Source organism: Paenibacillus lutrae (assembly GCF_009757775.1).
Lineage (GTDB): Bacteria > Bacillota > Bacilli > Paenibacillales > NBRC-103111 > Paenibacillus_F > Paenibacillus_F lutrae.
In genome coordinates this window covers 77,635-98,437 of the sequence record NZ_RHLK01000001.1, presented here as the reverse complement: position 1 = coordinate 98,437, position 20,803 = coordinate 77,635, and the positions used below count along the sequence as shown (strand labels likewise).

Below are 20,803 nucleotides of genomic sequence, written 5' to 3'. Positions count from 1 at the left end.
TATATTTGTCTCGAACCAGATCGTAGATGAAAGAGAAGTCGATGGCATTCTCGATTTTACGTACTAAATGATGCTTAGGGACTAACTCGTCCAAGGAATGAACGGAAACTTGAAAGCGACCTTCGTTATTGCTCTTACTCAGCATTTTTTACACCTCGGCTCACCGTTTTACTTACTAATTCGATAAAAAAGCCTGTAGACCCTGCTCCTTACGGAACTTTGTCTACAGGCTGGAACCGCCGGGGTGCTCCCGGCGGTTCTTTGTTGAATGCGGCCGGGCGGAATTAAATCCGTCCAACTAAAACAGTCCACCCGCACCGGATCGTTCGGCGGGCAGACTGTATGTGTCCGGCATGCGGCCAGTATATTTGTATGTGTAGAAGAATTACTTCTTGAGCTGTTCAAGTTCATGGGTGACACGCTCCACCATTTGGGCGAAGGAAGTCAGCTCCTCTGAGCTTGCCGCTTGCGTACGCGCATAGTTGGTCGTTTGCTCCGACTCGGAGTGAACTTTATCCAGAATCGCGTTGATGGCTTCGAGCTTGTCTTGGATAAGCTCCAGAGATTCCCGCGAACGCGAGGCCAGCTTACGCACTTCGTTGGCGACGACTTCGAATCCGCGGCCGTATTCGCCGGAGTGTGCAGCTTCGATCGCCGCATTAAGGCCGAGCAGATGGGTCTGATCCGAAATTTCCTTCATCAGGGATCCCATGCCTTCAATATGGGTTACTTCTTCATTCAGCTGCTGGAGCAGTTGATGGGATTTGTCCTGGGATTCGGCGGTGGAGATAGCTGTCTCCGCTACCATCTGGCTGCTGCTGCTCAGTTCGACCATCATAGAAGCGAGGTCTTGTACCGCTTTGTTGATGCCGGTCAGCATCAAAGCCTGATCATCCGCGAGCTTCTGGACTTGAGCCTTCTCGTCTTTCTCGTAAGCTTCGAGGACGAGCTGGGAATCAAGGTTGAACATCTTGGTCAAGGCATGTACGATCTCCATCCAGGGCCCATCAGGCATAATCCGGCGGAAATGAACCAGGGACAGATCCAGATATAACATATAAGTGCCGAGATACCAGTCTGTAGTGAGACCGATGCGCGAATGCACCCTTCCGACAATCAGACGATCTTCAATGTATCGTTCGTTAATCACACCGGCTGTCATTGAAAGAAAATAGTCGGCTTGCGTTTTCTTCAGACGGTCCAGTGTGCTGTGGCGCTCAATAATTTGTTTTAAGGCAGGCTCTTTAACCAACTGATCGTAAAGTTCTTCGACCATGACATCCACAATTTCTCTGAAAGCCGTTTCATGCGACTTCAGCAACTGCAAATCTTTCTCGGTAATCCCGGTAAAACAAACCTGCTGTGATCTTTTGTCAGACAATTGAATCAAGAAGGGCACCCCATTTTCTTCGAGTTTGCTGCTATCTGTTATGGGACATGTTGCCCCCAGCTATTCTTCTACATGTCTATTGGAAAATCCTTCTTAAAGGGAGCTTAGGTCCCAAATGATGCTTTCCATTGTGAGTTGATGTTCAATACAGGCGCGCGATAGCGTGCAAAACGCAAGAAAAAAACCTGTCCGCATAGCAGCAGGTTTCCTTCTTAGCTCTGTATCAGCCCACCAGCAATTTGATAATGACTCCAATGGTGAAGATACCCATCAGAACGATGAAGAATCCGCCAAAACCAAGGGCGACATCCATAAAATCGTTGCGGGGCTCTTCATTTACATGAATTCTAGGATCACTCACGCATGTTCCTCCTTGCTTATCCGCTTAAAAGTGCAGATTTAGGCTTATGATCCAGTATACCCATTTTTCAAGAAACTTGTAAAGCATCCTAAACTGGAATCCGTGACAAACTTGTAACATAAAAGTGAACTGCCATTTTTTACTGGGGGGTGGCTTCGTTTGAAAAAGACTCGTATTGTGGTATACTTTACATGTTGACATATCCGGATCCGCTGAGGATTTCGATGAACTTTTAGATTATTAAGGAGGAAGAAATCATGGCGATCGTAAACGTAACGGACCAATCCTTTAAAGGTGAAGTAGAAGCAGAAGGAACGGTTCTTGTTGATTTCTGGGCACCATGGTGCGGACCTTGTAAGATGATAGCACCTGTGCTTGAAGAGCTGTCCAAGGAAGATACTAACCTCAAAATTGCAAAAGTGAACGTGGATGACAATCCGGAATCCGCTTCCCGTTTTGGCGTAATGAGCATCCCGACCCTGATCGTATTCAAGAACGGCCAGCCGGTTGATAAAGTCGTGGGCTTCCAGTCCAAAGACGCGCTCAAGAATGTACTTTCCCGCCATCAATAAGATTTGATGGGATAATGAATGAGAAAAAGCTCTTTTTCTGCTATGCTGGAAAAGAGCTTTTTTTGTCGTTAGCAGGCAAGGAAGCCGTTAAGTAAGGGAGGGAGAGGCTGTGACGGAAGAACGGGGAGAGGGACCTCTCCACATCAGGACCCGTGAGGAAAGCGAGGAGCTTATCCGCAATAAACTCGCGCTGCTGCCGGATAAACCCGGATGCTACCTCATGAAGAATACCGAAGGTAAAATCATTTATGTAGGGAAAGCCAAGGTACTTAAAAACCGCGTACGTTCTTATTTCACCGGGAGCCATGACGGTAAGACGCAGAGGCTCGTATCGGAAATACGCGATTTCGAATATATCGTAACGTCCAGCAACATCGAGGCGCTCATTCTGGAGTGCAACTTGATCAAGCAGCACTATCCCCGCTATAATGTGCTGCTCAAAGACGACAAGTCGTTTCCTTATATCAAAATCACAAGTGAAGAGCAGCCGCGTCTGGAAGTTACACGCAAAATCATTAAGGACAAAGGGAAATATTTCGGACCTTATCCGAATGCTTTTGCGGCCCAGGAAACGAAGAAACTGCTGGATCGTCTGTATCCGCTTCGCAAGTGCAAGACGATTCCGGACCGGGTCTGTCTTTACTATCATTTGGGGCAGTGTCTCGCTCCTTGTGTGCATGATATAACCAGGGAGCAGAACGAAGAGATGGTGCAGGGAATCGTGCGTTTCCTGAGCGGAGGGCACGATCAGGTCAAGAAGGAGCTTTCCTCCAAAATGCATGCCGCGGCTGAAGAACTGAACTTCGAGCGCGCCAAGGAACTGCGCGATCTTCTGATTAACATCGATGCGGTGATGGAGAAGCAGAAAATCACGACGACCGACGTGGTCGACCGGGATATTTTCGGCTATGCCGTGGATAAGGGCTGGATGTGCGTACAGATTCTGTACATGAGGCAGGGGAAGCTGATCGAACGGCATGTGACGATGTTCCCGTTCTACGGGGACGAGTACGACGACTTCGTGTCGTACGTCATGCAAGTGTACAGCGAGAACCCGGCGCTGCCCAAGGAGATCTTCCTGCCGGGTCGCTCGCAAGCCGCTGCAGACGCTCTTCTGCCGGTGGAATCAGCAGCCGTACAACCTGCGGATTCTTCGGATGCCGCGGCGCTGCCAGAAGCCGCTGAGGGTGCCGGGCAAGGCATTCCACCTGCGTCAGGAGTATTGGGTCGCAGCTTGGAAGACGCTGGGCGAAGAAGCGGCCGGGAAGCGGCCCTCGCGAAGCTCGCAGATCATGCAGCTGCCGAGAATGAGGCGGATCTGCACACCGCGGCCGGGCCTTCCGACAGCGACCAGAAGGACGTCAAGGCGGCTCTGGAGAGCTGGCTGAAGGTGAAGGTCTACTTCCCTCAGCGCGGGCTGAAGAAGCAGATGATCGAGATGGCGACCGACAATGCGCGTGTCGGTCTGGAAGAGAAATTCCGGCTGATCGAGCGTGACGCCCAGCGGACCGTACTGGCTGTCGAGCAGCTCGGCAGCTGGCTGGGGACCGGTCCGGTGCGCCGGATTGAGGCGTTTGACAACTCGAACATCCAGGGTTCCGACCCGGTTGCGGGGATGGTCGTCTTCACCGACGGCAAGCCTGACCGCAAGGAGTACCGCAAGTTCAAGATCAAGACCGTGAAGGGACCGGACGATTACCAGTCCATGCGTGAAGTGATACGCCGCCGCTACGAGCGGGTGCTGAAGGAGAATCTTCCGCTTCCCGATCTGATCATCGTCGACGGAGGGAAGGGGCAAATATCCGTCGCAGTCGACGTCTTGGAGAACGAGCTGGGCTTGTTCGTGCCCGTATGCGGCCTCTCCAAGGACGTCAAGCATAAGACGGCGATGCTTCTGGCAGGCGATCCTCCGGAGGTAGTGCCGATTCCGCGCGACAGCCAGGAGTTCTACCTGCTCCACCGGATTCAGGATGAGGTCCACCGCTACGCCATTACGTTCCATAGGGAAAGCCGCGCGAAGTCGATGGTCGTCTCCCAGCTGGACGCTATTCCGGGAATCGGAGAGAAGCGCAGGAAGCTGCTCCTGAAGCATTTCGGTTCGGTTAAAAAAATAAAAGAGGCCGCAGTCGAAGACTTTAGGCCTCTTGGAATCGGCGAGAAGCTTGCCGAAGTTATTCTTCAATCCCTCAGGGGAGAAGTGGAGGGGGAGCCGCAGAACTAGGCGGCTTCTTTTTTTTGCTGTGCAGCCAGGAAGCGGCATAGCCGATTAAAGCGGGCAGCCAGATGTAGACGATGCCCAGCAGGGGCTCACTCTCCGGACCAAGCGTCAGCAGGGTCAAGCCCATGAGAATGCTGTTCATTGCGGTATGGGCGAACACTACGGTGAGCAGGCCGTATCTCAGGAAAGCCATTCCGAAAACCACGCCGAGCAGAGTTACCTCGATCAGCCGGGTGTATACCGGATAGATCGGATAGGCCGTGTGCCCGGCGGCCCAGATCAGGCTGGGAATCAGCACCGCCAGCCATTGCAGCCGGAAGCGGAATAGCGTCAGGAAGAGAGCGATTCCGAGCAGCCGGAATGTCGCTTCTTCCGAGATGGCCGCCGCCCATGCCATGAGAGGCAGAAAGCCGGGCTGGAGCAGATTCTCGGGCGAGGTGGACGGATCGTTGATGGACCAGACCCCGAGTCCTCTCTCGAAGATCAGGAAGAGCACCTGCTGAAGCCCCAGCAGGAACAGGCAGAGAAGATAACCCTGGAGCATGCTTCGTTTGACGTGCGGGCCAAAGTCTTCTTCGCTCCAGCGGGGCCACAGGCTCTTCCCTGCACGCCGCCACAAGCCTTCTCCGGCAACAAAGGAGAAGTAGACGGCTGCGCCCATCAGCAGCGTCACGAAGTTCATGAGAAGCAAGGCCGCCATCGTGTCCTGACCGTCTGACGTCATGGGACTCATTGTTTTGTATGCCGGGTACGAGTTGATATTATTCATCACGTAAATGACGATAAAAACAGCCGTTAACAGCACTCCCCGGCCAAATTGAACCGTTCTGCGCCTTACGATTGTATAGGCCAGGGCGGCCAGTGCCATGAGGCCGTTTCCCCATAGTGAAATCTTTGTCATGAAGGCAGCGGCATCATTCTGCTGTTTAAGCCAGGAAGAATACGACTGGGGAAGATCGAAGCCTTGCTGGAGTGCGGTAACGCGGCTGCCTTCCAGCTGTATGGTGATCTCCATCGCAGCCTTGCCGACGGGGTCTTGAGTCCGCTTGAATACCAGCTGGCCGGGAGAGCCCGCTTCCCCCGGAAGCTGCCGGAATCCTTGCGGCTCATAGCCGAGCGAAGATATGGCACTGCGCGCAAGGGAGAGCCGTTCCGCCTCAGAGAGCGAGCCCTGCTGCACCGCTGTGCCCGCCTGAAGCTGTTTCCACCCGAGTACGGCTTTAGTCTCGCGATGGATATCCACCGCCCACCGTTTGCTCCCCGGTGATTTCTCCGCGGCTTCAACGCGGTAGAAATCCAGCGGCAGCTTGCTGCCGTATGTATCTTTGTAGGTCTTCTGAAGCTTCTCCTTCTCCAGATACCCGCTCATGTCTTTATTTGATTGATAGACGACGAAGGTATCTAACGAGGTTCCGGGCGCTGCTAATTCCTGCTGCTGCAGCCAGTGTGCCGCGGATTCCGCCGCCTGGGCTTTGGTTATTCTCTTCATTGCATCTGCCGGAGCGGTTTCCGAAGGATCTGAGCTGAGGTTGTATGCCAGTAAAGCGGCGATATACAGAATGATACCGATTCCGGCTAACAGCAGCAGGGACCTGTCAACTCTTGTTTTTCTCATAGGCAAGCCTCCGCAATCTCGTGTTTTTCTAAACGTAACATAGTTTATGCAAGGATGCCAAATGATGTCTGCCAGTTAGCTGTAAGTAGATTCAGGCCTTTTCCCCCTCCAAAACCAGGATAAAAGCGAATTGTATTCGTTGAATAACAGATATATAATTCTGATGATTCTCAAGCTCGATAATTTCATACGCCGAATTTCCATAGGAAAGCGGGGGAACCATATCCATGGGGTGAATTTTGCCGGGAAGCCCGAAAGGGCCGGGGCGAATAGGGTGCCTGTACATCCGAATCCGACAGCTAACCTCGTAGGCGAAGAGCAGGAACCATACCGAAAGGCAGTGGGTTTCCAGTGTCTTTTTTGCGTTAGCATTTTTAGGAGGAACCCGTCTTGTTGAAAAAGGTGAAATTCAAGCCGCCCCAAGTTCTCGTGCTTGGTTTTGCGGGTATTATCCTGATTGGCACGCTGCTGCTCATGCTGCCTGTATCCTCAGTGAACGGACAGGCCCTGTCTTTCATTGATGCGTTTTTTACAGCGACCTCGGCAACTTGCGTGACCGGACTCGTCGTTGTGGATACCGGGACCCATTTTACACTCTTCGGGCAGATCGTCATCATCTTATTGATCCAGATAGGCGGACTCGGATTTATGAGTATGGCCACGCTGTTTGCATTTATTCTGCGCAAGAAAATTTCACTGAAGGAAAGGCTGCTGCTGCAGGAGGCGCTTAACCAGGGGAGTGTAGAGGGCATTGTCCGCCTGTTCCGCAAGGTACTGATTTATTCCATGACGATTGAAGGAATCGCCGCTGTGTTATTTACGCTGCGGTGGTCGCAGGACCTGGGCTTCGCCAAAGGGCTTTACTACGGCATCTGGCATGCCGTCTCGTTTTTTAACAATGCGGGATTTGATTTGTTCGGCCCGGTCACGGGCAAGTTTAGTTCCCTCACCGCCTATGCCGATGATTTTGTCATCAATATGGTCTCTGTTTCTCTTATTATACTCGGCGGCATCGGATTTATTGTCATTTCGGATCTGATCGAATACCCCAGTAAGAAAAGACTCTCGCTTCACTCCAAGCTTGTGCTCAGCGCAACGGGAATCTTAATCGCACTGGGCACTCTCGTCATTTTTATCTTCGAGTATTCGAATGCAAAGACACTGGGATCTCTTGGACTCGGAGGAAAGCTGCTCGCCTCCCTGTTCCAGTCCGTTACGCCCCGTACGGCGGGAGCGAATACCCTGGATTTGCCCGCACTGCGTCAGGCTACGCAATTTTTTATTATTGTTCTCATGTTTATCGGAGCTTCGCCGGGTTCTACGGGGGGCGGTATCAAGACAACGACGTTCACTACACTTGTAGGAGCGATTATCGCCATGGTCCGGGGCAAACAGGATATTGTGTTTTTCCGTAACCGGCTCGGTAAAGACCGGATTTTCAAAGCCATTACCTTGACGATGTTCGCCCTGTTATTCGTAATTCTCGTTACGATGCTCTTATCGACGACGGAGGATCACGATTTTCTGATGATCTTGTTTGAAGTCGTTTCCGCATTCGGCACGGTGGGTTTATCACTTGGATTAACGACACAGCTGACGATTTTCGGGAAGGTCACGATCGCGCTGACGATGTTCGCAGGCCGGCTGGGCTTGCTCACGCTTGCTTATGCATTACAGCCAAAGAAAGAAAAAGAATTGTACCGGTATCCGGAAGGTAAAATCACGATAGGTTAGGGGATAAAAGAAGATGGCATCATCTATTCAATACGCAGTTATCGGGCTCGGACGATTCGGCTCCAGCTTGTCCAAAGAACTAACAGAACTAGGCCATGAAGTGCTCGGCATCGACAGAGACGAGGAGAAGGTCGATGAGATGAGTGACATTCTCACTCATAGTGTGGTGGCGGATGCTACCGATGAAGAGGTGCTCCGCTCGCTTGGCGTCCGCAATTTCGATTGTGCCGTTGTGGCGATCGGCGACAACATCCAGGCAAGCATCATGGCAGCGATCCTGCTCAAAGAGCTTGGGGTCAAAACTGTTGTGGCCAAAGCTCTGACCGATCAGCACGGCAAAGTGCTCGAGAAAATCGGCGTGGACCGGATTATTTTCCCGGAGAGAGATATGGGCATCCGCGTCGCTCACCAGCTCGTATCCCCGAATCTCCTCGATTTTATCGAGCTGTCGAAGAATTACACCATTGCGGAGCTTGTCGTATCGAAGCGGATTGCCGGGCTTACGCTCAAAGAGCTTGATCCCAGAGCCAGATACGGCTGCAGTATTGTCGCGATTAATAAATCGGAAGATATGATTATTGCGCCAACCGCGGACGACATTCTGCAAGAGAACGATGTGATGGTCGTTATCGGACGCAAAGACCAGATTGATGATTTCGAGAGCGAGGCCATTCGTTAGAAAAGCCGTTTTCCCGATGCATACGGGAAGACGGCTTTTTGACAGGTATGCAGGTGGAGATTTACGTTACTTGAGTTTAATGTGTGATAATTTTCTTGTTTTTCAGGAACGGTGAATTTTTCCTTCATCTATATAGGGGATTCTCAATGCAATGAGAATTGAATGGATGGGCGCGGTTTTATATTTCACCGGAGAAATGCCCTTTGGCTTTTTGTATAAAATGAGTGACTGCGTCATTCTGATGGGTTTCTTTTACGAAAATAAGCGAAGTCGTCCTGGGCGTCTGCAACAGTTCAGGAAGCTCGCGCACACATAGCCCGCTGTGATCCTGATGCTTGTCGTGCAAATAGGATTTGGGCAGCAGGGTAGCGGCCTGGCAGGTGACGACAAGGCGCATGATCGCCTCGAAGGAATCGATCTCCATTTTGACATCCGGGAAAATAAAATAACGGTGGAACAGTTCGTCCGTGAGGACCCTGTACCACGTCCCTTTGGAGAACAGAATCATAGAAAGTCCGTTCAAGTCCGCAATTGTTAAGGAGTCCCGCTCCAAATAAGGATGCCCCTGGGGGAGGACCAGGCACAAATGGTCATCGAACAGCGGCTCACAGGCCAGGCCGGGCTGGTCGATTGAGGAAGCGACAAGTCCGATATCGACTTTTTTTTCTTTGACCATCATGACGATTTCATGGGTTTTACCGGTCAGAGCTTTCATATCGGTATAGGGGTAGTCGGCCAAATACATTGTAATGAGCTCAGGCAGGGTAGTCTGCAGAGTCGTCAGGCTGGCTCCGATGGTCAGGCTCATATGCCTCCCCGCCGTCTTGTGCTCGTGCAGTGTCTGGAGGAAGCGGCGCTCGTCCTGGCGCTGCTCCAAGGCGTATTCATAGGTGATCTCCCCGGCACGGGTGAGGTCAAGGCGCTTGCCTTTGCGGGTAAAGAGCTTTATTCCGAGCTGCTCTTCCAGCTTCATGATTTTGCGGGACAACGCGGGCTGAGACAAGTTCAGAACTTGCGACGCTTTATTGAGGCTGGCTTGTTCGACAACAATCGCAAAGACGTCGAGATGTTCCATGATTGACCTCCGTTGATCGAATTTCATCTCTATATGCAAAAAAATTATAATGAATATAAGAAAACAGCAATTCCATTATAAGCGATAAAGAGGTACGATGTATATGTCACCACTTGTTCACACAAATTTCAGGTCTTTGTCGCTAAAAGAAAGCAGGATTATGCGATGGAAGCGCCTTTTTGGCGGTTGACGGTCCCCGGACAGGGGAGTACAATTGAATTTGGTTTTGTCTGGAATTGTCGAGACATATATGTCTAGGCGAATTATTTGAGGGGGGACGCATTACCAATGGGCAAGAATTCTTATTTTAACCGCAAATTGCATTCCTTGCTTGGTGTTATTCCGGTTGGTTTTTTCTTGATTGAGCACTTGCTGACCAACTTTGAAGCAACTAAGGGACCTGCAGCGTTTGTGGACCAAATTAACTGGCTGAACAGTTTGCCGCTCGTACTTTTACTCGAGATCTTCGGCATTTGGATTCCGCTTCTGTATCATGCCATTTACGGCCTGTACGTAGCGTTCACAGCCCGCAACAATGTCAGTCAATATGGATATTTCCGTAATCAGATGTTCTTGTGGCAGCGTATTACCGGAGTTCTTACATTCCTGTTCGTAGCCTGGCATTTCTTCGAGACCCGTTTTCAAGTGGCGATCGGCAACGTCGAGCATGAGCGTCTGGGTCAAACGATGCACGACATCGTTACGGATCCCGTTCTGCTTACTGTGTATGTAATTGGCGTACTGGCGGCGTCCTTCCACTTTACAAACGGCATGTGGTCGTTCCTTGTAAGCTGGGGTATTACGGTAGGACCTCGTGCGCAGCGTATTTCATCTATTGTTTGGATGGTACTGTTTGTAGCAATGGCAGCAATGTTTATTGCTTCGCTCGTGGCGTTTATGGATCCGCAGTTCCAGGAGCTTCCTGTACTGAGCGAAAATTGATTGGGAGGATGAACAGCAATGGCTAATTCAAAAGTAATTGTCGTAGGCGGCGGTCTGGCCGGACTCATGGCAACGATCAAGGCAGCGGAAGCTGGGGTGCCCGTTCAGCTTTTCTCCCTGGTTCCTGTTAAACGTTCCCACTCCGTATGTGCGCAAGGCGGTATTAACGGAGCGGTTAATACAAAAGGTGAAGGTGACTCCACATGGGAGCACTTTGATGATACAGTTTACGGCGGTGACTTCCTGGCTAACCAGCCTCCGGTCAAAGCGATGTGTGATGCCGCTCCCGGTATCATTCACTTGATGGACCGGATGGGCGTTATGTTCAACCGGACACCGGAAGGACTTCTTGACTTCCGCCGTTTCGGGGGCACGAAGTATCACCGTACGGCATTTGCAGGTGCTACGACAGGTCAGCAGCTGCTCTACGCGTTAGACGAGCAGGTACGCCGCTTCGAGACAGCGGGCCTCGTAACGAAATTCGAACACTGGGAATTCCTGGGCGCTGTCATTGACGAGGATGGCACATGCCGCGGTATCGCCGCTCAAGATCTGCGCAACATGGAAATCCAGACGTTTTCTTCGGATGCGGTTATTATGGCAACCGGCGGTCCCGGTATTATCTTCGGCAAAACAACCAACTCCGTTATTAACACAGGTACCGCTGCAAGTGCTGTTTACCAGCAGGGCGTGTATTATGCCAACGGTGAGTTTATCCAGATTCACCCGACAGCTATCCCGGGTGACGACAAGCTGCGCCTGATGTCTGAGTCTGCGCGTGGTGAAGGCGGCCGGGTATGGACTTATAAAGACGGTAAGCCTTGGTATTTCCTTGAAGAGAAGTATCCGGCATACGGAAACCTGGTACCGCGTGATATCGCAACGCGGGAAATTTTCCATGTGTGTAACGACTTGAAGCTCGGCATCGACGGTGAGAACAAGGTATATCTGGACCTTTCCCATAAAGATCCCAAAGAGCTCGATGTTAAATTGGGCGGCATTATCGAAATTTATGAGAAATTTACAGGCGACGATCCTCGTAAGCTTCCGATGCAAATCTTCCCAGCAGTCCACTATTCCATGGGCGGTCTATGGGTCGATTACAACCAGATGACGAACGTACCGGGATTATTCGCTGCCGGTGAGTGCGATTACACCGTTCACGGTGCAAACCGTCTCGGCGCGAACTCCCTCGTATCCGCTATTTACGGCGGTATGGTGGCGGGTCCTAAAGCAATCGAGTATATCCAAGGTCTTGACCAGCACGTTGAAGATATGTCTTCCGCAATCTTTGACCGTGAGAAGAAAAGACACGAGGAGAAATACGAGAGCCTGCTGAATATGAACGGTACGGAGAATCCTTATGTGATTCACAAAGAACTGGGCGACCTGATGAACTCTACCATGACTGTTGTCCGTTATAATAAAACGCTCGAAGAGACGATTACCAAGATCAAAGATCTTAAAGCGCGTTACATGAACATCGGCATGATGGACAAAGCCCGCTGGAACAACCCGACCGTAGCTTTCACCAGACAACTGTGGAACATGCTTGAGCTGGCTGAAGCGATGACGCTGGGCGCTCTTCTGCGTAACGAGAGCCGCGGTGCTCACTACAAGCCGGAGTTCCCTGAACGTGATGACCAGAACTTCCTGAAAACGACCAAAGCGAAGTGGACCCCTGAAGGTCCGGTTATCGAGTATGAGGATGTAGACGTATCGCTTATCCCGCCGCGTAAACGCGATTACACGACGGACAAGAAGAAAAAGAAAGAAGCGAAAGAGGGAGGGAACTGATCATGGCCGAAGTGCAAACAGCTAGCAAAACGGTCAAGTTTATCGTCACCCGCCAAGATAATCCCGAGTCCGCGCCATATAAAGAGGAATTTGAGATTCCTTACCGTCCAAACATGAACGTGATTAGCGCTCTGATGGAAGTTCAGCGGAACCCGAAGAAATCTGACGGACAGGATACAACTCCTGTATGCTGGGAATCCAACTGTCTCGAGGAAGTGTGCGGCGCTTGCTCGATGGTGATCAACGGGAAAGCCCGCCAGGCCTGTTCTGCTCTGATCGACAAGCTTGAGCAGCCGATCCGCGTAGAACCTATGCGTACTTTCCCGGTTGTAAGAGACTTGGTTATCGACCGTACCCGGATGTTCAACGCTTTGAAGAAAGTGAAAGCATGGATTCCGATTGACGGTACGTATGACCTGGGTCCCGGGCCGCGTATGGCGGAATCCAAACGCCAGTGGGCTTATGAGCTGTCGAAATGCATGACTTGCGGCGTATGTCTGGAAGTATGTCCGAACGTCAACGACAAGACAAGCTTTATCGGTCCTGCAGCCATTTCCCAAGTGCGCTTGTTCAACTCTCACCCGACCGGTGAAATGAACAAGGATGACCGTCTGGATACCCTGATGGAAGATGGCGGTATCGAAGGCTGTGGTAACTCACAGAACTGCGTACGCTCTTGTCCAAAAGGTATTCCGCTTACCACTTCCATTGCGGAAATGAATAAAGATACGACGAAGCACCTGTTTAAGAAATGGCTGGGCAGATAAGCCTGACTGTTCTTAGCCGCTTTAAAAAGAATACGGCACTTCCTCGTCTGTTTAAGGCGTGGGAGTGCTTTTGTTTTGGAACTGTTAACCGGTTAGACTTGGCGGGAAGTTATTTTCTCCGACTGCAACTAGATAGAGAAAGGAGGAGAAAAAATGTGGAAAGCGATTCTGCTTGTATTTCTGGGCTCCTGTAGTTATGGAATGCTCTCTACGATTGTGAAATTTGCTTATGAGGCCGGCTTTGAACCGGGAGAAGTTGTCGGAGCGCAGAATTTATTCGGTACTCTCATCTCCTTGGCGCTGGTGCTGTTGATATCCAGGAAGAAGATGAGCCCCCGCCAATGGATTGCGCTGCTGCTTGTCGGCCTGACGACTGGCTTCACGGGGATCTTCTATTATAATTCCTTGCAGACAGTTCCGGCTTCTATTGCCATCGTATTGCTGTTCCAGTTTACCTGGATGGGGGTTATTCTTGAAGCGGTTCTGAACCGGAAGAGACCCAGCCGTGAGAAAGCGATCTCCATTGTCCTGCTGCTCCTGGGGACGGTGCTGGCTTCGGGGATTGCCGGAGTCGGCACCTTGGATTTACCGGTTATGGGGGTTGTTCTTGGTTTGCTGTCTGCGGTGACCTACACGGGCTTCATTTATTTCAGCGGTAAAGTCAGCACGGAGGTTCCTGCACTCAATCGGACCTTCCTGATGAACCTAGGCGGGTTTATACTCGTATCCATTTACCATACACCAAGCTTTCTATGGAACGGGGCTCTTGGGGAAGGTTTATGGAAATATGCGCTCCTTGTAGGGATTCTGGGTGTTGTGGTCCCGACGCTATGCTTTAATTATGGCATACCTAAATTGGGTACGGGTCTGGGAGCTATTATCGGAGCTGCAGAGCTTCCTGTTGCGGTTATTATGTCGGCGGTGCTGCTTCATGAGGGTGTCTCGGCGCTGCAGTGGGCTGGTGTGCTTGTAATCCTGTTTGGTATCGCATACCCACATTTGAGACGAAAGCCGGGTACAATTACGGGAAAGTGAAGCTTTAAGCTATTCTCTAGAGAAAAATAAAACGCGTCAGGATTATCCCGGGATAGTCCTGACGCTTTTTTGGTCAGAGATCGTTCGTGAGCACGACCTTGCCGATCGCTTCGCCTGATTCGAGGAGGCGGTGTGCATCGGCCGCACCGGTGAACGTGAATCTGCGCTCATCGAGCAGCGGGCGCAGAAGCCCTTCGTCGGCCAGTTTGGCGAGGCGCGCGAGTGTCTCGCCATGGTGCTTGCGGCCGGCGCCGGTAAGGAGGGGCAGCACGGTGAACACGACGTGCAGCGTCAACCCCTTCGCATGAAGAGGGCTCAGATCATGCGTCGAACGTGCGGCAATGGCGACGACATGGCCGCCTGTCCCTGCGGCAGCGAAGGAGCGGTCGAGGTTCTCACGGCCAACCGTATCGAACACGACGTCGAAGCCGCTGCCGCCCGTGCATCTGCGGACGTAGTCCTCTACCGCTTCCGACCGGTAGTTGATCACTCCGTCCGCGCCGAGCTTCGCAGCGATCGCGAGCTTCGTTTCGCTCGATGCTGTCGCGAACACTTCGGCGCCGCCCCACTTCGCGAGCTGGATTGCGATGTGGCCGACTCCGCCCGCCGCGGCATGTACCAGCACCCGCTGCCCGGGCTGCAGCCGGGCGCGGTCGAAGAGGCCCTGCCAGGCGGTTAACGCCACGACGGGCAGGGCCGCCGCCTCGCTCATGGAGAGCGAGGCGGGCTTGAGGGCGACGAGATCGGCGTCCGCAAGCATATATTCGGCGAGGGCGCCGCCGAAGCCCTTGAAGCCTCCTGCGAGGCCGTAGACTTCGTCGCCGGGGGAGAAGCGCGTCACGCCGTCTCCGATGGCCTCGACGGTGCCTGCGACGTCGCCGTGCAGGATTGCCGGCGTATCCGGAGCCACACTGGGCATCAGGCCCTGCCGGATGCGCGTGTCGATAGGGTTCACTCCGCTCGCAGCCACGCGGATCAACAGATGGCCGGGCTTAACGGCCGGCTTAGAGACTTCTTGAACGGTAAACATATCCGGTGCACCGAACGATTCGATAACGACAGCTTTCATATTCATATATAAGCACCTCCGTGAAGTGAGATCTCTTCTTCGAACTGCTTTTATTATAAGGGAGCATCCGTATTCTTGTAAAAACAGGAGAGGGAGGAACATCCGGCTCGTTATCTGGCCCGGACCAAAAAAGCAACCGCCTCCGGGGCGAAGTTCCCGAGAAACGGTTGCTTTTTTGAGCTCTGTCTGAATGGCCGGGGGACGCGGTCTGCCAATGTCAGCATCCATTATTGTTGGTCCTAAGCTTTGTTATCCGATTCGATTAGCTGCTGTTCTTCTTTGTGCTTTAAAAATTCCCTGCCATATTCCCCGTGGGGATGAATCCCCGCATGCTCCATTTGGATCGTGGAGTGCGAGATCCCGTACTTATCTTTTAACGTTTCATTAATGGCGAGGATAATGCAGAACGGCTGAATATTATCATCAATAAATACATGCGCGGTCAGTGAATAATGATCCGTAGAAATCGCCCACAAATGCATTTCGTGGACATCCTCGACGCCTTCGACCGCTCCGATATCTTTGCGGATTTCTTCGAGATCGAATTTGCGCGGTACGGATTCCATGAGAATCAGATACGACTCTTTAATGATTTTACTCCCGCCGATAAAAATAATTCCGCCAATGACCATGGAGATAAGGGGGTCGAACCAGAGCAGTCCCGTGAAATAAATCAGAATGGCAGATATAATGACACCCGCGGAGCTTAGAAGGTCTCCGATAAAATGCCACAGCGCACTCTGGACGTTCAAATTTTCTTCTTCCTTAACGCTGTGATGCAGAACGAGAGTGAGGACGAGATTCACGACGAAACCGATGGAAGCGATGATCAGCATAAGCTTGAAATCGATCGGTTCCGGGTTCAGGAATCTGCGGATTCCTTCCACAAAGATTCCGACCGCAATAATCGCAAGCGCAAGGCCGTTCAGGAACGACGCGATAATCTCAAACCGCAAATAGCCGAAAGTATATTGCGGGTTCGGTTCCCGTGTAGCCAAATAGATAGCTGTCATACTTAGACCGAGCGCAATGACATCGGATACCATATGTGCAGAGTCGGATAACAGCGCAAGAGAATTGGACATAATGCCGCCGACTATTTCAACGATGGTGAAGAATAACGTGAGCATAAGCGTAATCCAAAGCGTTCGTTTGGAGGTGGACTGTTCTTTGACATGGTGGAGATGATGATAATCGTACATGGGCTACCTGCTTTCATAGACGGGATAATCGATTTTTCCAGTGTTCTCGAAATCGGTTTGTTGGAATTATACGTCAACTGTCCCTAACACGCAATGGGGGAAGTGGGCTTTCGGGGGAATCATCTTTATAATCAATTTAGTATAGCGCTTTCATTTTTGTTACATAAATGAAACATTCCTGTTACGATTTCATAATGTAAGGGAGGTATTATAATAAGCAAGACCCCCTTTTTAATATACAACGTTTCAGGCTTACCCCGTTGGTAAGCCTGCTTTTTTTGTCTGGAAACATAGTTCCTTCCTTTTATTTCATAACCTCCTGTATGAATTCGGCCGACCCGGGGCATTCTATGACGGGTCCGTTTTCCGACATAACCTTAATGGAGGTCTAAGATGAACAACAATCAAATAAACCAGCAACTTCAACAGTGCCAGCAAACGATACAGCAGCTTATCGTGCAAACTCAGCAGGCCAGTTCCGTATACCAGCAATTGCTCCAGCAGGAGCAGCAGAACTCCGCACAGCTGGAGCAGCTGGCCCAGCGGGAACGTGCCGCTGTCCAGATCATTCAGACGGCTTTGCAGGGGCACCAGCATGCTGTGCAGCAGATGCATCATGTTACTCAGATCTGCGGGCAGATCGCCCAGGAAACCAACGGTACCGCCTTCATCCCTCAACAGCAAAACCATGTGAACAGTTACCGTTATCAATAGGACTTTGATCGTCAACTCAAATAAACCGTCCGGTTCATTCCGGTCGGTTTATTTTATCTTTAATAAGTTCCGGCAGGTTCCAGCTTTAGAGAGGGACGTTAATCCGTTCTTTTTGGCGGAAATAGCACCATTCTTTGTATCCGATTTCTTTCAACCGCTTACTGACCAGCTCGAACTCATCTCCGACACGCTCGGGAACATGGGCATCAGAACCGAAGGTAACGGCTACACCGTAATGGAGCGCTCTCTCGAGAATAAGATCCGAGGGGTACCAGCCGCCGACTGTTTTCGTTTTTCCGGACGTATTGATTTCGATGGCGATGTCTTCTTCACCGATAACTTTTAACGTTTCATCGACTTTGGGAGTAGGAATTTCGGAAAAAGCGGGGTAGAACCCTTTCATCGCGTCAATATGCCCGAGGATCTGGAACAACCCGGCTCTGGCAGACTGCTGAATCAAATCATAATACGTTTCTTTATGTAGAATATGTGCGGCCTCGTCCAGTCCCTTCCAGCGGTTTTTGTTGAAAATGCTGACGCCGCTGGACTGATGAACGGAACCGATGATGTAATCAAAGGGATAAGGTTCAAAGGAAGAACGGTAGAGCTCCAGATGTTCGGGGAAAAAATCGGACTCGACCCCGAGCAGGACTTCGATTGTACCTTCATATTCACGTTTGAGGCGCAGTACTTCCTCTACATATCCGGCAAAAGCGCTGCGCGCCATCGCGATGCCTGGAAATAATTGATCCTGCTCGCTGTAGAAGTAAGGAGAATGATCGGAGATGCCGATGACGGATAACCCTGCCTCTACGGCGGCTTCAACATAAAGACGGATGGTACCCGTAGCGTGTCCGCATCGTTCATTGTGAGTATGAAGATCAAATTTCATAAATAACCTCCTATTCGGAACCGAGAAATTGAGTTTCAGGCATTCCTTTTAAATCTTGCAGAAACTGATGCATGGCGGAATTCAGATAACGCCCGGACTTATACACGACCCCGACCGGGTGCGTCATTTCCAGTTCATCGACTTTGACCATTTTGAGCGTTCCATGGTGAAGATCATTTACGGCGGAGAGTTTGGAAATAATAGCGGCACCCAGATTAAGTTCGACCATCCGCTTCACTTCCTCACTGCTCGACAGTTCCATGACGATTTGAGGGTTGATATCGAATGTCCTAAACACCTGATCTACGAATCTCCGCCCTGCTGTTTCAGGCGATAACATAATAAAAGGCAGGTTGCGGAGTTTCTCGATCGAGATGTGAGAGTAACGGCTGAGTGGGTGGCTGCTTGCTACAATCAGTTCAAAGGTGTCGTAATAAAGAACGGACGTTTCGAGGGAAGGGTATTTCTCATACAAATAAGAAATGCCGATATCAATGCTGCCGTTGTCCACACTTGTCATAATTTGAGAAGAGGTCATAGAGTGAATCGTTGTTTTAATGAGCGGGAACTGATCTTGAAAATAAAACAGGACCCGCGGCAGGATCTGCATCGCGATCGAAGTGGTCGTCCCGATATGAATGTGCCCCTGGGGGGTCTGACTCAAATCGGCAAGACGCTGCTTGAGATCTTCGACGGTCCGCAGAATTCTCTCGGCATGCTCGAGAAAGAGCTTCCCGCTGTCCGTCAGCGTAACAGGCTGATTACGGTCGATTAGAATGGTGCCGAATTCTTCTTCAAGGCTTCTGATCTGCGCGGATACGGCTGGCTGCGTCAAGTTAAGCAGTTCACCTGCCTTGCGGAAGCTCATCGTCTTGGAAATCGTCAGTAGTGTCTCCAATTGGTTGAGATTCATTAAGCAGTCTCCGATCATAAGTAAAATTTATCATAACTTGAATCCGGATAAAGATAGTTTCTTATATTATAAAGGATGCGTAATCAGAGATCAATGAATGCTTGCTAGTAAATTCCAATAAAACCATGCTGGAGGATGACTTTTACAGGAGTTTAACATGAGAGAGATTCCAATAGCAGGAAACGGAAGAGGAATGCACACAAGGAGTGTACGGATAAAAAACAGCGGGCTCGATTGAGCCCGCTTATTCTTTAGAGCGAAACAATATGTTCCCACAGCTGGAGAAGGTCTTGACTGATATAATCGGGTTCATTGCCGGAGGCCGCAATCTGCTCCTTCACGTTGCCTGCGGTTGCCAGACCTGTAAGGACAAGCGCCGTCCGGCACCCGGCCGCTATTCCGCCGCCGATATCGGTGACGACATTGTCGCCGACCGCCCAGGTTTCTTGCGCCGGTGTGCCAAGCTTTTCGAGAGCGAAGTTCATAATGATCGGTGAAGGCTTGCCGATCACGACCGGTACGGCTCCGGAAGCTTTGCAGATTAAGGCGCTGATGGACCCGGCGCCTGGAATAAATCCGCCGTCTGTTGGAAGAAGATGATCGGGATTTGTCAGGAGGTAACGGGCTCCGCTCTGGATCGATTGGACGGCAACCGCCAGCTTGTCATATGTAAGGTGACGGTCAAGCCCCTGTACGACATAATCGGGCCGTTCTTCCGTCAGTTCGAATCCCGCTTCGGTCAGAGATAATCTCAAACCCTCTTCGCCAATGCAGTATACCCGGCTGCCGGGAGCGTGCTCCTGCAGATACTTCACGGAAGCCATGGCCGTTGTGTAGATCCGCTCAGGCTGTACCCGGATTCCCATGTCCGACAAATGCCCGGCTACTTGAACCGGGGAACGGGTAGAGTTATTCGTAACGAGCAGATAGGGAATTTCTTTCTTGTCCAGCATGCCGAGAAAAGCGGCGGCCCCTTCAATCCGCTGGCGGCCTTTGTAAAGCGTTCCATCCAGATCAATCAAAAATGCAGTCATGTGTGTGTTCACCTCATGATCTATCGTATCAAACGAACTTTTGGCCTACAAGTAGAAGGGGGAGTTTGGCCCGTGTCCTGAGTGCTTTGTATGCGGCGGGTATTCAAGAAGCTGTTAGGACCTTAGTTGTACTTTTGTTTGCAGTATAGGACGAAAGAAGTATACGCCGGCGGGTTTTTTCGCTATAATGTAGAAACATGTAAATGGTCGGTTCTGGAAGATAATCTGGAAGGCGTAGCCATCGACAATGTCTCCTGATTTTCCTGGAAGGCACCCAGTATCCATTTCGTTACTACTCGTAAACAAAGGGGATAAATGACACATGAAAGCGGAGTACATCAATCCTTTTTTGGAGTCCGCGCTCATCGTTATTGAGCAGGTCGCGAATGTTCGTCCGACTACCGGCAAACTGTCAGTCAAAGAAGTTATCTTCATCGAACGCTACGTATGGATTCATATCGGGATGACCGGTCAAATGCAGGGGGACATCCGGTTTGGATTAGAGGAAAGCACCGCTTTACGCATGGTGTCCGCCATGATGGGAGGGTTCGTGCTTACCGAAATGGACGAGATGGGCCAGAGTGCGATCTCCGAACTCGGTAACATGATCAGCGGCAATGCGAGCACGATCTTGTACAACCAGGGAATCCGGGTAGATATCACCCCGCCCAAGGTCATCCGGGACACCGATCCTCAGCTCACAGATGCAGCTAAGGCTCTTACCGTTCCTCTATTGATGGACGGGATCGGCGAACTGGATATTCAAGTGCTCCTCGCATGATGTCGATGTCTGA

At 51.1% G+C, this 20,803-nt stretch carries 19 protein-coding genes and 1 riboswitch; of the genes, 10 read left to right on the top strand and 9 right to left on the bottom strand.

Annotated elements, in window-relative coordinates; all coding sequences use genetic code 11:
* Positions 1 to 385 precede the first annotated feature (385 nt).
* A complete protein-coding gene (locus EDM21_RS25295; protein ID WP_338043901.1) occupies positions 386 to 1,399 on the bottom strand; it encodes a globin-coupled sensor protein in 1,014 nt (337 codons plus the stop codon).
* 214 nt (positions 1,400 to 1,613) lie between these two features.
* A complete protein-coding gene (locus EDM21_RS00450; protein ID WP_157331861.1) occupies positions 1,614 to 1,751 on the bottom strand; it encodes a YqzM family protein in 138 nt (45 codons plus the stop codon).
* A gap of 257 nt (positions 1,752 to 2,008) precedes the next feature.
* On the opposite strand from EDM21_RS00450, the gene trxA reads away from it, so the two are divergent.
* Both trxA and uvrC read left to right on the top strand, forming a co-directional pair.
* On the top strand, positions 2,009 to 2,323 hold the full coding sequence (gene trxA / locus EDM21_RS00445) for a thioredoxin (RefSeq protein WP_157331859.1): 315 nt from the start codon (positions 2,009 to 2,011) through the stop codon (positions 2,321 to 2,323).
* A 109-nt stretch (positions 2,324 to 2,432) separates the two neighbouring features.
* Positions 2,433 to 4,544 carry an excinuclease ABC subunit UvrC gene (gene uvrC / locus EDM21_RS00440; RefSeq protein WP_166541753.1) on the top strand — a complete coding sequence of 704 codons (2,112 nt, stop codon included), beginning with the start codon at positions 2,433 to 2,435 and terminating at the stop codon, positions 4,542 to 4,544.
* On the opposite strand, the gene EDM21_RS00435 is transcribed toward uvrC, so the two are convergent.
* Positions 4,510 to 6,156 carry a CPBP family glutamic-type intramembrane protease gene (locus EDM21_RS00435; protein ID WP_157331857.1) on the bottom strand — a complete coding sequence of 549 codons (1,647 nt, stop codon included), beginning with the start codon at positions 6,154 to 6,156 and terminating at the stop codon, positions 4,510 to 4,512. The two genes, uvrC and EDM21_RS00435, sit on opposite strands and share 35 nt — an antisense overlap.
* Positions 6,157 to 6,336: 180 nt before the next feature.
* Positions 6,337 to 6,484, top strand: a riboswitch (cyclic di-AMP (ydaO/yuaA leader).
* A gap of 62 nt (positions 6,485 to 6,546) precedes the next feature.
* Here EDM21_RS00435 and EDM21_RS00430 point away from each other — a divergent pair.
* Positions 6,547 to 7,890: a TrkH family potassium uptake protein gene (locus EDM21_RS00430; protein ID WP_157331855.1), complete on the top strand. Its 1,344-nt coding sequence runs from the start codon at positions 6,547 to 6,549 to the stop codon at positions 7,888 to 7,890.
* A gap of 13 nt (positions 7,891 to 7,903) precedes the next feature.
* Positions 7,904 to 8,569, top strand: a complete 666-nt coding sequence (locus EDM21_RS00425) for a potassium channel family protein (protein ID WP_157331853.1) — start codon at positions 7,904 to 7,906, stop codon at positions 8,567 to 8,569.
* A 178-nt stretch (positions 8,570 to 8,747) separates the two neighbouring features.
* Here EDM21_RS00425 and EDM21_RS00420 read toward each other — a convergent pair whose 3' ends face one another.
* Positions 8,748 to 9,644 carry a LysR family transcriptional regulator gene (locus EDM21_RS00420; RefSeq protein ID WP_157331851.1) on the bottom strand — a complete coding sequence of 299 codons (897 nt, stop codon included), beginning with the start codon at positions 9,642 to 9,644 and terminating at the stop codon, positions 8,748 to 8,750.
* A gap of 288 nt (positions 9,645 to 9,932) precedes the next feature.
* Between EDM21_RS00420 and EDM21_RS00415 the strand changes: the two genes are divergently transcribed.
* The 4 genes from EDM21_RS00415 (at position 9,933) to EDM21_RS00400 (ending at position 14,185) form a co-directional block, all read left to right on the top strand.
* Positions 9,933 to 10,586, top strand: a complete 654-nt coding sequence (locus EDM21_RS00415; RefSeq protein WP_157331849.1) for a succinate dehydrogenase cytochrome b558 subunit — start codon at positions 9,933 to 9,935, stop codon at positions 10,584 to 10,586.
* A gap of 18 nt (positions 10,587 to 10,604) precedes the next feature.
* The gene (gene sdhA, locus EDM21_RS00410; RefSeq protein WP_068773949.1) at positions 10,605 to 12,383 is read left to right on the top strand and encodes a succinate dehydrogenase flavoprotein subunit; all 1,779 of its coding nucleotides are present in this window, start codon (positions 10,605 to 10,607) and stop codon (positions 12,381 to 12,383) included.
* Positions 12,384 to 12,385: 2 nt separating this feature from the next.
* Positions 12,386 to 13,150, top strand: a complete 765-nt coding sequence (gene sdhB / locus EDM21_RS00405; RefSeq protein WP_068773950.1) for a succinate dehydrogenase iron-sulfur subunit — start codon at positions 12,386 to 12,388, stop codon at positions 13,148 to 13,150.
* 153 nt (positions 13,151 to 13,303) lie between these two features.
* Positions 13,304 to 14,185 (top strand): EamA family transporter, encoded by an 882-nt coding sequence (locus EDM21_RS00400; RefSeq protein WP_157331847.1) that lies wholly within the window; start codon positions 13,304 to 13,306, stop codon positions 14,183 to 14,185.
* Positions 14,186 to 14,258: 73 nt separating this feature from the next.
* On the opposite strand, the gene EDM21_RS00395 is transcribed toward EDM21_RS00400, so the two are convergent.
* Both EDM21_RS00395 and EDM21_RS00390 read right to left on the bottom strand, forming a co-directional pair.
* Positions 14,259 to 15,254, bottom strand: coding sequence for a zinc-dependent alcohol dehydrogenase family protein (locus EDM21_RS00395; RefSeq protein WP_157332587.1), 996 nt, complete (start codon positions 15,252 to 15,254; stop codon positions 14,259 to 14,261).
* Positions 15,255 to 15,493: 239 nt separating this feature from the next.
* The gene (locus tag EDM21_RS00390) at positions 15,494 to 16,456 is read right to left on the bottom strand and encodes a cation diffusion facilitator family transporter (RefSeq protein WP_157331845.1); all 963 of its coding nucleotides are present in this window, start codon (positions 16,454 to 16,456) and stop codon (positions 15,494 to 15,496) included.
* A gap of 393 nt (positions 16,457 to 16,849) precedes the next feature.
* On the opposite strand from EDM21_RS00390, the gene EDM21_RS00385 reads away from it, so the two are divergent.
* Positions 16,850 to 17,170 (top strand): hypothetical protein, encoded by a 321-nt coding sequence (locus EDM21_RS00385; protein WP_235917959.1) that lies wholly within the window; start codon positions 16,850 to 16,852, stop codon positions 17,168 to 17,170.
* Between the two features lie 85 nt (positions 17,171 to 17,255).
* Here EDM21_RS00385 and EDM21_RS00380 read toward each other — a convergent pair whose 3' ends face one another.
* From EDM21_RS00380 to EDM21_RS00370, 3 genes are all read right to left on the bottom strand, one after another.
* Positions 17,256 to 18,062, bottom strand: a complete 807-nt coding sequence (locus EDM21_RS00380; RefSeq protein WP_157331843.1) for a histidinol-phosphatase — start codon at positions 18,060 to 18,062, stop codon at positions 17,256 to 17,258.
* Between the two features lie 10 nt (positions 18,063 to 18,072).
* Positions 18,073 to 18,975 carry a LysR family transcriptional regulator gene (locus EDM21_RS00375; RefSeq protein ID WP_157331841.1) on the bottom strand — a complete coding sequence of 301 codons (903 nt, stop codon included), beginning with the start codon at positions 18,973 to 18,975 and terminating at the stop codon, positions 18,073 to 18,075.
* 251 nt (positions 18,976 to 19,226) lie between these two features.
* Positions 19,227 to 20,009: a TIGR01457 family HAD-type hydrolase gene (locus EDM21_RS00370; RefSeq protein ID WP_157331839.1), complete on the bottom strand. Its 783-nt coding sequence runs from the start codon at positions 20,007 to 20,009 to the stop codon at positions 19,227 to 19,229.
* Positions 20,010 to 20,331: 322 nt separating this feature from the next.
* Here EDM21_RS00370 and EDM21_RS00365 point away from each other — a divergent pair, with 322 nt between their 5' ends.
* On the top strand, positions 20,332 to 20,790 hold the full coding sequence (locus tag EDM21_RS00365; protein ID WP_157331837.1) for a chemotaxis protein CheX: 459 nt from the start codon (positions 20,332 to 20,334) through the stop codon (positions 20,788 to 20,790).
* The last annotated feature ends 13 nt before the right edge of the window (positions 20,791 to 20,803 follow it).

Bases quoted from the DNA above. Each gene is read 5' to 3' on its own strand.
- trxA (WP_157331859.1), top strand. From the start codon at position 2,009: ATGGCGATCGTAAACGTAACGGACCAATCCTTTAAAGGTGAAGTAGAA.
- EDM21_RS00435 (WP_157331857.1), bottom strand. From the start codon at position 6,156: ATGAGAAAAACAAGAGTTGACAGGTCCCTGCTGCTGTTAGCCGGAATC.
- EDM21_RS00425 (WP_157331853.1), top strand. From the start codon at position 7,904: ATGGCATCATCTATTCAATACGCAGTTATCGGGCTCGGACGATTCGGC.
- EDM21_RS00420 (WP_157331851.1), bottom strand. From the start codon at position 9,644: ATGGAACATCTCGACGTCTTTGCGATTGTTGTCGAACAAGCCAGCCTC.
- EDM21_RS00415 (WP_157331849.1), top strand. From the start codon at position 9,933: ATGGGCAAGAATTCTTATTTTAACCGCAAATTGCATTCCTTGCTTGGT.
- sdhA (WP_068773949.1), top strand. From the start codon at position 10,605: ATGGCTAATTCAAAAGTAATTGTCGTAGGCGGCGGTCTGGCCGGACTC.
- sdhB (WP_068773950.1), top strand. From the start codon at position 12,386: ATGGCCGAAGTGCAAACAGCTAGCAAAACGGTCAAGTTTATCGTCACC.
- EDM21_RS00400 (WP_157331847.1), top strand. From the start codon at position 13,304: ATGTGGAAAGCGATTCTGCTTGTATTTCTGGGCTCCTGTAGTTATGGA.
- EDM21_RS00395 (WP_157332587.1), bottom strand. From the start codon at position 15,254: ATGAAAGCTGTCGTTATCGAATCGTTCGGTGCACCGGATATGTTTACC.
- EDM21_RS00390 (WP_157331845.1), bottom strand. From the start codon at position 16,456: ATGTACGATTATCATCATCTCCACCATGTCAAAGAACAGTCCACCTCC.
- EDM21_RS00385 (WP_235917959.1), top strand. From the start codon at position 16,850: ATGAACAACAATCAAATAAACCAGCAACTTCAACAGTGCCAGCAAACG.
- EDM21_RS00380 (WP_157331843.1), bottom strand. From the start codon at position 18,062: ATGAAATTTGATCTTCATACTCACAATGAACGATGCGGACACGCTACG.
- EDM21_RS00375 (WP_157331841.1), bottom strand. From the start codon at position 18,975: ATGAATCTCAACCAATTGGAGACACTACTGACGATTTCCAAGACGATG.
- EDM21_RS00370 (WP_157331839.1), bottom strand. From the start codon at position 20,009: ATGACTGCATTTTTGATTGATCTGGATGGAACGCTTTACAAAGGCCGC.
- EDM21_RS00365 (WP_157331837.1), top strand. From the start codon at position 20,332: ATGAAAGCGGAGTACATCAATCCTTTTTTGGAGTCCGCGCTCATCGTT.